The sequence below is a fragment of the Pelomicrobium sp. G1 genome (assembly GCF_051905455.1).
Lineage (GTDB): Bacteria > Pseudomonadota > Gammaproteobacteria > Burkholderiales > UBA6910 > Pelomicrobium.
Genome location: NZ_JBQACR010000216.1, coordinates 1 through 327, shown reverse-complemented (window position 1 = coordinate 327; position 327 = coordinate 1). Strand labels below are relative to the sequence as shown.

The window sequence follows — 327 nt, the reverse complement described above, 5'->3', positions numbered from 1 at the left end:
TGTCACGCCTGTACGAGCTGATTTGGCGTGGATCCTACCCGGCCCTGATCCAGTCCCGGGAGGCCGACCGCGATCTTTTCTATGGCTCCTATCTACAAACCTACATCCAGCGGGACGTGCGGGACTTCGCGCGTGTAAACGATGCAATGGCTTTTTTGCGCTTTGTGCGCGCGGCGGCGGCCCGTACCGCCCAATTGCTTAACGTCGCAGAGCTCGCGCGGGACGCGGATGTAGCGCCGAATACGGCGAAAAGCTGGCTTTCGATTCTCGAAGCTTCGGGATTGGTGTACCTACTGCAACCTTGGCACAGCAATTTCACCAAACGCC

The 327-nt window shown here is 58.7% G+C and carries 1 protein-coding gene; it reads left to right on the top strand.

Annotated elements, in window-relative coordinates; translation table 11 throughout:
• Positions 1 to 327 (top strand): DUF4143 domain-containing protein (locus ACTFO6_RS18235; RefSeq protein WP_439935801.1); only part of this gene is annotated, 327 nt, incomplete at both ends.